At 55.4% G+C, this 11525-nt stretch carries 15 protein-coding genes; 1 reads left to right on the top strand and 14 read right to left on the bottom strand.

The annotated features are described in order from the left end of the window. Positions 1 to 207: 207 nt before the first annotated feature. Positions 208 to 510: a HigA family addiction module antitoxin gene (locus DKB71_RS37505; protein ID WP_408601688.1), complete on the bottom strand. Its 303-nt coding sequence runs from the start codon at positions 508 to 510 to the stop codon at positions 208 to 210. A 149-nt stretch (positions 511 to 659) separates the two neighbouring features. On the opposite strand from DKB71_RS37505, the gene DKB71_RS37500 reads away from it, so the two are divergent. Next, a complete protein-coding gene (locus DKB71_RS37500) occupies positions 660 to 1730 on the top strand; it encodes a hypothetical protein (RefSeq protein WP_408601687.1) in 1071 nt (356 codons plus the stop codon). A 47-nt stretch (positions 1731 to 1777) separates the two neighbouring features. Here the strand turns inward: DKB71_RS37500 and DKB71_RS37495 are convergent, their stop codons facing one another. The 13 genes from DKB71_RS37495 to DKB71_RS37435 form a co-directional block, all read right to left on the bottom strand. Next, positions 1778 to 2071, bottom strand: a complete 294-nt coding sequence (locus tag DKB71_RS37495) for a hypothetical protein (protein ID WP_408601686.1) — start codon at positions 2069 to 2071, stop codon at positions 1778 to 1780. An 87-nt stretch (positions 2072 to 2158) separates the two neighbouring features. Then, positions 2159 to 2425 carry a hypothetical protein gene (locus tag DKB71_RS37490; RefSeq protein WP_408601685.1) on the bottom strand — a complete coding sequence of 89 codons (267 nt, stop codon included), beginning with the start codon at positions 2423 to 2425 and terminating at the stop codon, positions 2159 to 2161. Positions 2426 to 2483: 58 nt separating this feature from the next. Further along, a complete protein-coding gene (locus tag DKB71_RS37485) occupies positions 2484 to 2744 on the bottom strand; it encodes a hypothetical protein (protein ID WP_408601684.1) in 261 nt (86 codons plus the stop codon). 12 nt (positions 2745 to 2756) lie between these two features. Then, complete coding sequence (locus DKB71_RS37480) at positions 2757 to 3377, bottom strand: hypothetical protein (protein ID WP_408601683.1); 621 nt, start codon at positions 3375 to 3377, stop codon at positions 2757 to 2759. A 10-nt stretch (positions 3378 to 3387) separates the two neighbouring features. Continuing rightward, positions 3388 to 4203 carry a hypothetical protein gene (locus tag DKB71_RS37475; RefSeq protein WP_408601682.1) on the bottom strand — a complete coding sequence of 272 codons (816 nt, stop codon included), beginning with the start codon at positions 4201 to 4203 and terminating at the stop codon, positions 3388 to 3390. 112 nt (positions 4204 to 4315) lie between these two features. Then, complete coding sequence (locus tag DKB71_RS37470) at positions 4316 to 5260, bottom strand: hypothetical protein (RefSeq protein ID WP_408601681.1); 945 nt, start codon at positions 5258 to 5260, stop codon at positions 4316 to 4318. After that, a complete protein-coding gene (locus tag DKB71_RS37465; protein WP_408601680.1) occupies positions 5260 to 6045 on the bottom strand; it encodes a hypothetical protein in 786 nt (261 codons plus the stop codon). Before DKB71_RS37465 ends, DKB71_RS37470 begins: the two co-directional genes overlap by 1 nt. Before the next feature lie 127 nt (positions 6046 to 6172). Then, the gene (locus DKB71_RS37460; RefSeq protein WP_408601679.1) at positions 6173 to 6463 is read right to left on the bottom strand and encodes a hypothetical protein; all 291 of its coding nucleotides are present in this window, start codon (positions 6461 to 6463) and stop codon (positions 6173 to 6175) included. A 49-nt stretch (positions 6464 to 6512) separates the two neighbouring features. Beyond that, positions 6513 to 7916 (bottom strand): hypothetical protein, encoded by a 1404-nt coding sequence (locus DKB71_RS37455; RefSeq protein ID WP_408601678.1) that lies wholly within the window; start codon positions 7914 to 7916, stop codon positions 6513 to 6515. After that, positions 7917 to 9389, bottom strand: coding sequence for a DUF6384 family protein (locus tag DKB71_RS37450; protein WP_408601677.1), 1473 nt, complete (start codon positions 9387 to 9389; stop codon positions 7917 to 7919). Positions 9390 to 9402: 13 nt separating this feature from the next. Then, entirely contained in the window at positions 9403 to 9600 is a 198-nt protein-coding gene (locus tag DKB71_RS37445; protein WP_408601676.1) for a hypothetical protein, read from the bottom strand. A gap of 12 nt (positions 9601 to 9612) precedes the next feature. Continuing rightward, positions 9613 to 10812 (bottom strand): hypothetical protein, encoded by a 1200-nt coding sequence (locus DKB71_RS37440; protein WP_408601675.1) that lies wholly within the window; start codon positions 10810 to 10812, stop codon positions 9613 to 9615. 201 nt (positions 10813 to 11013) lie between these two features. Beyond that, positions 11014 to 11505 carry a hypothetical protein gene (locus DKB71_RS37435; protein ID WP_408601674.1) on the bottom strand — a complete coding sequence of 164 codons (492 nt, stop codon included), beginning with the start codon at positions 11503 to 11505 and terminating at the stop codon, positions 11014 to 11016. Positions 11506 to 11525 lie beyond the last annotated feature (20 nt).

Genomic DNA, 11525 nt, shown 5'->3' with positions numbered 1-11525 from the left:
ATCGCATGGAGAACCCTGGCCTGGTAGATAACCCTCTGAGGCTCCCAGCCGCCCTTCTTGCAGATTTCATCCATACCAAGAGCGTCACACCCGCCCGGTGCAAAACTCACCCTGATCGGCCTTGTGCTGGCTTCTACGTCCCGCCTTGTCATGAGCATGAGCATCGCCCGAGCAAGATTGCGGTCTCGGGAATCTTTCAACATGGACTTAGCCGGCATCCGGCATGTCCCCGCCGTACAGACGAACGACCTCCACAGGGGTCTCCTGCAGCTTCTGCCTGGCCATGGCCAGATCATGGTTGGTCTGCAGATTCATCCAGGTTTCGGCAGAAGGCGTAAGCGCCAGCTCAAGGCGAAGCGCGATGTCTGCGGTAATGCCACTTTTACCATTGATGATCCGGCTGATCACGGACTGGGAGACACCCATGGCTTTGGCCAAGTCAGTGGCTGTGATGTTCAGCGGTTCAAGAAAACGGCGGCGCAGGATCTGGCCGGGTGCAGAATTGCTCATTGGGAATCCCCTTCAATTTGATAATTCGTATGCTACTTGCGCAATGCGCAAGTGTCAATATATGATGATTGTTATCGAGGACATGCATTGCCAGACACCGGCGTTGCGGCATCCCTATACTTGTTAAAACGATTTTCAGGAGATCAACGATGGCCATCACCCTCTCAGACTGCATTACCGGGCGCCCGATCAGAGAGGGTGATCGCGTTGTCGCGTACCTGATGACAGAGGCCCGCGATGAAGAGAACATCACCTACCTCATCTGCGACTCAGCAGACCGCTACCGAATCGCAAGCCTTCCTATCGAAGGCATCTGGGATGGGTTCCATGTCGCCCCTGACGAAGGCAACAGCATGGCCGTCCGTTCCGCCCTCTTCGCAGCCGCCAGCAAGGCCCAAAACCTGGAAGAACTCCAGGAGGCGCTTTACACCCACAGCATTCAGGACATCCCACGCGAAAGGTCGTTATTCCAAAGGAGTGAAGACCTCCCGCCTTTGGAACCCGTGAAAATGAAGTTTTCACTGTTCGTCACCACCCCTGAGTCGCTTGATCTGATGTTCGCTGAGCCTTCAATCAAGGCCCGGTACCCCATCGATGCCGAGGCCCAGCGTAAGCTGATTGAGCCCCTGCTTGAGGGTCTTCAGCCCCACCTTGATGCACTGGATTCGCCAGATCCTGATACACGGGATGATGCCTATCACCTTACCCAGGTTTATGGGAATGCCGTGTTCTTTTCCACCGGCGATCTCGATCCTGAGGACGCCAAGGTGCCCTATGCGTGCAAACGGACATTGTCCAAACACGAAGGGATCATCAGTGATCGCCTGCACAAGTTCCTGGGCGAGAATAAGCTGGCCGGCTACAAGGCCACCCGCGAGTACAAGCAATCCGGCGAGCTACCTCAAGGATACGATGAGGTGTTTAAGGGGCTGCACAGTCTCAAGTTAATGACTGAGGCTATGCACTGGCTTGATATCACGATTCAACCCGCCGCTCAGCGCTCAAAAGGTGAACGTAACCTTGATCGAGTTGGGCTCTTGAGGGCGATGCTGGTCAAGGAGATGAGCGAGTTCATCGATGGTATCGAGGGATACGAGGAGCCCGCCAAAGCACTGGAGATGGTCGATTCCATTATCAACCCGCTCAAGACTGAGCTAACCGCTATGGTGAAGGAGCGTAACCTGCTGAGCCGACAAGTACCAGACGGGCCGGCGCTTTAAGCTATCCGGATGAACAAAAACCCCGCCTTCGTGGCGGGGTTTGTCGTTTAGGCGCTGGCTGCTTCAGCAGAACGCTTGGCTTTTCGGTCGCGTCGACGCAGGAAGAACTCGTGAATGTCTCGCCCCATAGGGAAAACCATGGACAGCACCACGATGGCTATAATTGCGGCCTGAGTCCCCACTGTCTTATCGTGAATCTGTTCGGCCAGGTAGAATGCGGCAATTGCCTGCCCGCCGACGACCACAGGTACCCAGAGGCTGTCCATCCCAAAGGCCTTGGAATGCAATTCCTCAGCATTCGCTGGCGTAACTACGTTGGTATCAGGTTTGTTGCTTTGCATGGAGGTTTCCCCTCTTCTTTGGCCTAGAAACTATTGCGGAATATTGCCAGGTAGTCGGTTTCCTGGCAATCCACCCGGCGAGCTACATTACTCCGCCTGGGCGACCTCGTAGCAGTGCTTCAAATACATATGGTGATCTTCGTCGATTGGCGTGATTTCGATTTCGTCGCTGGCACGCCAGGCCATCTGATGGTGACCGAAAGGATCGATGTACTCGACACAGTAGTCTTTTCCGGAGCGGTTCGGCACGCCATTCTCCATGTTACAACTGACGATCAAGCCGACAGCAAAGTACTCGATTCCATGATCAAGACTCGCCTCTTTGCATTTGTCGATAAATTTCTGGTGAGCCACTTCGTTCTCCTATTGTAAACGCGCAAAAGCCCCAAGGATGGGGCTCTTTCGTTAAAACTTATTTGGTGCCTGGTGAGCCACGTTTCTCTGCATCACGCTTGCGCTTAAGCTGAACAGCCGCTTCGAGTTGCTCGACGGTGAAGCTCGTCGTGAGGTTCAGCGCTGCCGTGATGCGCCTGGCCATTTCTGACCGCTCCTCGTCCGACATGCCGTAGCTGTACGACGTGGTGGCCACACCTTTGTGCTTGGTCGCGCCCTCAAAGCGGATCGCGGTGCCTTTGTAGCCGCCTTCGTGGGTGTACGTTCTACCTTCGAACATTGCGGTGATTCCTTAAAGTTCGCCTTCAGTTGCCGGGGGACGTTCACCACTCAAGCAGCTCGGCAGCGCCTCAATTAGCGACCTGCAGACAAACATCCCCTCCCAGTCAGGTGGCGTGCCCTCGGTTGCGGCGCCAGCAACACCCCACTTGCCTTCGGGATCCACTTCGCCGTCCTCTCCTACCGTTTCGTAGTAGAACCAATAGGCATTGGGCCCGAGGCGGCAGTAATTCGCCCACTTCGGCCACTTGGCAGTCACAGGCATACCAGCCTGGAACGCACGGATGGTCTGGCCGGACTCATCACGCCCCTGCTCAGCCTCCGTACGCAACTGGTGAGGTGTCTTGCCCTCCCCGCGCTGAACAGTGACCAGGATCACAGCTTTAGGGTGCCCCTCGACACCACCCAGCTCAAACATGGTCTCGATGTAATTCGCAGCTTTGCTTTCCAGGAGCATCGTGCCGAACGTTTCGGCCATCAGCCGGCACGCCCCTCCCTCCATTTCGAGCTTCATTTCGCCATTCTCTGCAACCAAGCGCTTCAGCAACGTCTGCTTAACCAGCTTGTCAGCCAATGCCTCACGCAGCTCAGCGTTTTCCAGCTCAAGGCGGGTGCATTTTTCTTCATTGTTCACAAAACGTCCCTCACCAAGGAGCAGCTGGAGACGCTACTTGGAGGTTCTTCAGCCGTCCCGACCAGGTGCCCATTTGAGTCTGCTCAGCGAACTCCATGGGGGCGTTGCGGGGCTTCACGCCTTCAGCCATCCGGCGCATGTCGTTGGCAAAGTCGTAGTGGTTGGCGGAGTTCACGGAGGCTGCCTCCCAATCGCTTAAGTCTTTCGGATCTTGACTTTCGTTGTACGCAGCTTCAGCGCGCTTTGATTCCTTCGTCCAGCTTTCGACAATTGCATCGTGGTACGCAGCGGCTTGAAGGAACGCATCACGCCGGGAGACCGCTTCAGGATCGAGAGGCTCTGGCTGAGGCCGGGGCTTCGGCATTGGAGCCGGAGATTTAAGCTTCTCAGTGTTCATGACGTAATGCCACACCGCCTCTCTGAGCGCCTCATTGGTGGCTACGTCTTCTGCCGTACCAAAACCAGCCATACGATCCTTTGCACGGTAGAACACCGCCTGAGCGCTGTTCAAGGCGCCCTGGTCGAGTGAACGTATCTGCATCATCGTTTGTTCGCCAAAGGCGAAGCAGATCGGGTGAATGTCCCTCATTGAGCGACCTGTCATTTGGCCTCTGGTGAACGAGTGCTCGACCACATCGACACCTGGCAGCCTATCGCGTAAGTAGGCCAGGAGATCGTCAATACCAGAGGCAATGTCCAGCCGTAACTCACCATGGCCATGACGAGGAGCCCCAAAATCATCACCGATATTTGCTGCAGGCTTCTTCCCTACCGGCCACTTACGAGGCTGATAACGCTTTGGAACGAGGTTGGACGATTTCGTCATGACTGTAATCCGGAGGTTGATCAAAAAGGGGTCTATGCGCCGAGCCCCTTCGATGGAAGCCACCCGCGCAGAATTGGTAAGCGGCCCAGAGCTCCAGGCCGCGACTTAAAACTTACTTTCCGCCCTGCTTGCCGGCGTCCTGTGTAAGCAGATGCATCATCGAAGTGAAGCCGCTTCCAAGCTTCAGCTGTCCTAGGCGTTCATTCAGATCGCTCTGGAACTGCTTCTGGGCGATTTCACCCTCTTTGATGCCCGCTTCCATGGCGATGGCCGAGATATCCCCCAGAACCGCCTCAAACGCGGCCCTGGCCTCTTTGGCAGCATCAATCAGGGCTTCGTAGTCACCCTTTTTGCTCGCACCGGCTTCAAGGAGCTTGGTGAATGCCCGGATTTTGCGAGTCAGGGGCATTTCAGCCACCCAGATCTCCGCTTCCAGATCGCGCACCGTGACTTTCGCGTTCGTCAGATTCGGTACCGAGTCGGCCCAGTGCCGGGTTGAGGAAACGCCACAAGGGGTCAACACACCCTTGTTGCCGCGAATCATCATACAGAACTGCTCTAACGTGAGGGTCAGGCTCAACAGCTCACGCGCAGCACCGTACAGCCGAGGCGCTGACTCTTTCGACAAGGTCGCCGATGCTGTCTTGAACGTCAGCGATTTATTCTGATCGCCGATGCTGGGGGATCCAACTGTATGGTGATTTAAACCCGTAGGGTTTCCTACTTCCATTGTCCCGAAAGAGCTGTGTTGCAGGGCAAAACCTGAATCAGCAAGCACCGTTTCCTGGATCAGACTGCTCTCGTCACCCTGCTCTGCCTTCGCGATAGCGTGGACAGTTTCAATCTGCAGCCGTGCAATCGGGTCATTACCAAGGAGCTCTGCAACACTCTTCTCCCGAACCAGGTCGTAGAACTTCTTGTCTTTACCGCCGTACATGTCCTTCGTTGCCTTTTTCAAGAACGGCTCAAGCATAGCCTCAGCCTGCGGCTTCAAAAAGGCGAGCTCCTCCGCAGTGAAGCCCAGCTCACGAACGTAGACACGGTCTGTATGACGCATTATTTGGCCTCCTGCTGGCGATGAAGCACGATGAGCGCTTCGACTTCCAAACGCTGTGCGGTGATCACTTCATGGCTGAACTCAGCAAGCTCGCCGATATGGTGCGACGTATCGCCCTTGATGCGCGACGGCACCTCTCCAATCTTGGCGAACTCTTCAATCGAGCTTGCAGGCAGTTTTCCGCCTTTCTGGCTGCGCTCCTCCAGTGCAGCGATCAATTTCGTGATCCGGTTACCCTGGGAATTTAGCGAACGATCTATGTTGGCGCCGAGGATGCGAGCTTCTGCCTCGAACACATCCGGGATGGAAGGCTCAACCGAGTGCCCCTTGAGCATCTCGATGTTCACCGGCAGCGAGCGGCTACCGTTCTGAGCCATCATGGTGTTAAACGTGTTCTCACTGACCGTGAAGCGCCCTACCAGCTCGTAAGGCTCGTAACGAATCACGCTTTCGGTGTCGATCAGCGCATCAGCCAGTGACACCTCGATGGTGTAAGCGACCAGAGATTTGATCTTGTTGCCCCACAGCCGGCGAGGCTGAGGGAGGATTTCGTGCGCAATCTCAATCACCGCAATGCTTGGATGGCGGACACGGGTCGTGCCATTGGCGTCGACCTTTTCGAAGAAGCTGGCGCCCAAGGCATCTGCCTCTTTCTTGATCTTGGCCAGCACGGATTCGCGGATGCGCTCATCACCCTGGGCCTGCAATGCCACTTCGCGGTAAGTCTCAAGCGAAGCGAGTCTGTCCCTGACGTAGAGCAGGTTTTCTTCAGTGATATAGCGCATTGGAATCTCCTTTGGATGCCGGAAATTATACGCCAAAAAGCCATCACGTCAATATACAAGGAATGTTATACACCACTTTAATTACATAAAAATGCCACCATCGGCGGCATCTCTGTGCAGAGGTTTCTTAGCCCTCGGTTTCAGGCAGCTTGGCAGCCTCGAGATAGCCATTAATCTCCAATTTGAGGTAGAAAATCTGGCGCTTTTTCTGCTCATCAGTCTCCGGCTTGGAATACCGACCGCCAAGGTTCGCAGGCAAGTTGTGGATCGCATACGCCAGGGCACCCATCTTAAGGGTGTTCTGCGGACTTGCCGGCATGCGGCCCAAACAGGTGATGCTGATCAGCGCCCTTTCAGCACAAAGGGCTGCCGTTTCCAGCAGCACGTTGATGTCATCGGAATTACTGTTGATTTCCATTGTGGAACACTCACGAAAAAGCCGGACAGGAGCGTCCGGCTTGGATAAATCAGAACGAATCGGTGTTTCGGTACGTAGTCGGCTCGTTCGATACCGTTTCACTGTTCCCGAAACCAGAGTTGTTGCTGACGGACTCCGAGTTGGAGAAGCCCGAGCTACCGCTACTACCGCTGCTGCCGTAGGTCGGTGCCGTGTAAGCTGGTGCTTCGTAGACCGGGCGCTCGATTTCCGACGAGGACTCGATTTTGCGTCCAAACGTCGACTGCTCGATCTTGCCCAGCATGTAGCCTTCAACCAGACCGGCGAGATCGAAGCCACGGTTGAAAACACGAGAGCCGTTCTCGAAACCCTGGTCTTCACAGTACTCGCGCAGGCTTTTCGCACGACGGAAGCGCAAAGCAACGCTCTCCAGGCGATTTTGCATGTTCGCGACTTCATTGCGCAGACGCTCGTCGGACTCCACCAGGCTGCGGTACGTCGACAGCGCCAGCTCATCTTCATGGTTCTCTGTTTCGCGGGTCAGGCGATCCAGGGTAGGCAAGCTCATTGCCTGCATGGTCTTGGTGATCACGTCGCTGATTTTCTTCAGCGAGCCATCGGTACCGGCCATATGGCGATTTAGCTCGTCCTGTACGGTACTGATCATCGTCCGACGCTCTTGCAGGCGTTGCTGAGCGGCTTCCAGTCGGTTAAGCGCCTGACCAAGGCCGATATCCTTGTCGATACCCTCCATGATCTGAGCGGACTTCTCGCGGGCATTGTTCAGCTGGCCTGCAGTTGCTTCGTAATCCGCTTTGGCACGAGTCGGCAGCTCAATCAGCGTTTTGTAGTCACGCGCTGCTTGGTCATAGTTGATGCGCTTGGCCAGCCATTGATCAAGACCACGGAAAATCCAGCGACCTTTCGGGGCGTCAGTGCCGAAGCCAGTTCGCTGCAAGTGGTTGAAGAACGGATCTTCGAGGAACGCTTTCAACTTACCAGCAGCTTCTGCCTGGATGCCATTCAGCACTTCAGACTGGCTGTCGAAGACAGCCTGCAAGCGAGCGGCTTCGTCGCGGGCCTGTTTCAGCTCAGGGTTGCTGGCCAGTGCTGCGTCAGTGTCTTTCTTGCGACCGTCAACCATCTGCTGAGCAGTGCGCAAGGCAACGTCAGCCTGAGACAGCGCTTCCCGCTCGGTTTCGAGCTTGGTTTGCAGCTGTTTGTAGTCGCTGTCACGCTTGGCCAGCAGGCTGGTAACTTCGCTGCTGATCGGGCGCAGATCGTCCTGACCGCCCATTACTGCGCTCAGGTGAACCTTGGCCATGATCGCCAATTGATCAGCTTTCTTGCCTTGGTTTTGTTCCAGCTGGCGCTGAGCACTGTGCAGCGAGGTTTCAGCCGTGCGCTTTTCCAGCGCCAGGTTGTCCACCAGGGTCGATACGTGCTCTTTGACGGTACGTCCTGTCATGCTCATTTATTTGCCATCCTTCCAGCTGGTAATCGTGCCCTTAAGAACAGGCTTTTTGAACGTCAGTGCGTAGTCGCCAGAAGGCTTACGGCCAAAGTCTGGATCGCTCACAAAGCCATTTTTCAACTTGTCAGCCTTGAAGGCCTGGAACTCAGTCGCGCTGATTTCTTGGCCCCAAGAAGTAACGACCTCAACCTTCTGTTTCTCTTGGTTGTAGACCTCGCGAGGGATTACCCGGCCCGCTGCGTCAACGACCTGAAGAATGATGTAGCTGCGACCAATGCCTTGTGGATCTTTGTCCGGGGTGCGCTTCACACCCGACATTGGCCCGTCAGTAGGACGAATGCTCAGATCCATGTCGACGTACTGAGCCAAAGCCTTCAGTTGAGTGCCAGCCAGCATGAAGTCAGGCTCTTTGCCCTCCTCCGCTGCTTTGCGTGCCTGAGCCAGGATCAGGCCGGCACGGCGCATGCCCTCGGCATCTTTGAAGGTGTTGCCGTACTGAGTCGACAGCAGCGTGTAACCGGCCTGCAGCGCCTTGGAGGTTCCACGGCTGGCCAAAGTCGTTTTGAGCAGGCCGAGTTGCTTGTTGGCCTCGTCAGCCTTGCCGGCAATCAGCGCCGATTCCACGAAGCCCAGGCGGTACTGCACCTTCGGGTCATCGCCGAATTCATGGTAGTTCTGAGTCGACATCAAGGCGCTCAGCGACTTGTCGGCAGTCCACAGCGCTTCCAGGGACTGGCGCGTCTGCAGCAGAGTATCGATGTCTTTCTGGAGCGAAGCATGCAGCGGCTTCAGCTCAGCAGAGGTGTTTTTGTACGCCTGCTTGTACTGGTCATAGTGAGCAGTCACGTTTTCCAGGGTCGCAGGATCCGTGCCGCCGTCGACTTTGCTTACCAGGCCGTAGACTTTGCTCTCAATGTTCGACAGCAGGCCTTCGTACTGAACCAGCGAGGTCTGAGTGACGTCGACAGCCCAGGTTGGCTTGTCTTTCTTGACTGCGTTCAGCCAAGCCTTCTGGTCATCGACGAAGCGCTTCACCTTTGTTGCAGCGTTCGCATATTGCTCTTGCTGGCTGGTGATCTCTTTGACCAGATCCGTGTAGCGACTGGCTTCGAGCTGCTGTTTGCCATAAGCCGTAAAGCCGATAGCGGTCGATGCCAAGAACAGGCCGAAGACGATAGGGCCGAAATTCTTGTTCACGACCAGGTAGGCCTTAGCCACCGCCTTGGCCAGAGCGCCGCCCTGGAAGCCACGGTAAGTAAAACGATCACGCTGGAATGCTTCGACAGCGGCATCGATCATTTCTTGGGTGACGTCAGTCACACCCTGGCGGATGTAAAATTCGCGCAATGCATCTGCCAGCTCTTTACGGTCGGCATCTACATTGAGGTAACGCTGAAGCGCCATGCTTTCATGCCGGTACTGATCAATCAGTGCCGTGGCTTCCATAGCTGCGCGGGATTGCAAGATCGACATGGCGACTCCTGAATTATTGGTCAGCGTCTGTCGGAACAGACGCCGTTTTTACGGTGGATCGCTTTTCATCAGACAAACGTTGAATTTCGGCTGATGTTTCGGACATCTGAGCACGGCATTCACTGATGATCTGACGGCTGGTTGCCCCAAAATCTACGGCAGCCCTTTGAAGATTACGCAGCACATCGGCAGTGATCGGTGAATCGGCCATGCTCAATATTCCTTAGTGCGAGGCGACTTTGGTCAGCGCCAGGGCGAAACGACGCTTGCCGTCTTCGCTCAGTCGAGCAACTTCGGTTGCGTTTTCGGTAGCTTCTACACGCAGCTCGCCGATCAGCTTGACGCTCGATTCCTGGAAGTCGACGGTTGCATCGATCAGTTTCTTGATCGAGCTGGCCGCGATGGAGGAACCGTAACCCGCACGCAGGCCGTCTTCCAGCGCTTTACCGCCCAGGTTGGCCAAGTCTTCCAGGCTGTTGTTGATACCGTCACGCATCGCATTGATGGTGCGGGTACCTTCAACCATACCGGCGCTGGAGTTGGTCGCTGCAGCGATACCGGTGAAGACGATTTCGTTGGTAGTGAAGAACACCACGGTCTGGTCGTACAGACGCTTTTTGACAGTGGAGTACTGCTTCAGTCGAGCGAAAACGAATTCCGATGCGTTGTAAGCAACACCCATTTGCTCGGCCAGGTCTTTTGCCACCTGATACTGCTCGTCGACCAGGAATTGCTCGCGCAGTTTCTCGTCACGAACCAATTCCAGGTCGGAAATGGTCGATGCTGGGGTGCCTTCAGGTGCGTTGGTCACGGCGTTTTGAGCGTCTTCCAGCTCTTTCTTCACCTTAGTCAACTCAACGTCGGCGTTGGCCATCAGCTTCAGAGCTTCGCCACCGGCAGCCTTCATTGCCATGCGGTAGTCGGCGTAAGCTTCCAGGATGCGCGTTTCACGCTCGATCTGGTCGCCCATCGCAGCGGACACCGCGTTGTACAGTTGCTTGATCTTGGTAAAGCGCTTCGGAATCGAGCCACGCGAAACGTTCATCCAGCCAGTCTGGAAACGGTCAACGATAGTGACTTTACCGCGCTCGCAGATAGCCAGTTGATTCTTGGCATCGGTGCGAATCGAGTCGAAATTCGAGGAAATGCCGTTGTAACGCTCGGCGATTTCCATGCCGGAGATCTGGTCACGCGCCATTTCGTTGAACGCGCTCTGGCGAGCCAGAACACTGGAAATGGTCAACGCTTGGTCTTCACCAAAGCGTGCAACCGTGGAGATCAGGCGCTGCACCGGTTGGTCAGCGGAGTCCGACTTCAAACCCAACTCGGTGTAGGTCGTCATCGCCTTGTCGAGGTACTTACGCGCTGCACCCATTACGCCAGCAGCAGGTGTTTCCACCGGATTCGCTACGAGAACTGTCATCTATTGTCGTCCGTATCAGATAAGCCCACGGGCAAAGGCCCAGGGAGGTTTGTGTTGCTGAATTATACTATGAATTGACACATCGTCAATTCATTACAATCGTTTAACAGAACATTTTTTAAAACTTGTCTTTCCAGTAGCAAAACAGCCCAGCAAACAGCTAAAAACTAGCCTGGCTGGGCCGAAATAACGACTCCCCTACTACCCGCAGGCGATCAGGTTCGATCTGGAATCCATGTACTGTACAGAGTTCTTGATCCAGTCGCCAAAATGACTCAGATCGTGAAGGCTCCAGATCACGTTTTGCTTGATCTCAGCCCAGGCCGTTACGGTCATAGGGCCGGCAAGATCACCCTCCCGTGGCGGGAACAAGGCCGAGCCTTTGAGGTGTGCCCGGCCCCTGGAAATGTTGATGAGTTCCTTGCGTACTGACTCGAACGTGTTCTTGTTGGAGTCAAACACACCGTAAACCATCACGCCGGCGATCTTGCTCCGGAAGTACACCAACTGGCTTACCGGCGCGGGACGGCGCAGGACATGCTTTTCCCAGAACGAACGCGTGTCACGAGGGCCGTTGAGCTCTTGCATGGCCCTGAGGAAATCCGGGAATGCGTTCTGCTCGTACTCGAAGTAGCCCATATTGGCCAACGAGTAGACCTCGCCAAATCGGGCGCTGCGCAGATCTTGGGGCATAGGTTGAGCCGGGATGAGGC

Source organism: Pseudomonas sp. PLMAX, assembly GCF_046042685.1.
Lineage (GTDB): Bacteria > Pseudomonadota > Gammaproteobacteria > Pseudomonadales > Pseudomonadaceae > Aquipseudomonas > Aquipseudomonas putida_AE.
Note: the sequence above shows the minus strand (reverse complement) of the source record. Positions and strands in the feature narration are given on the sequence as shown.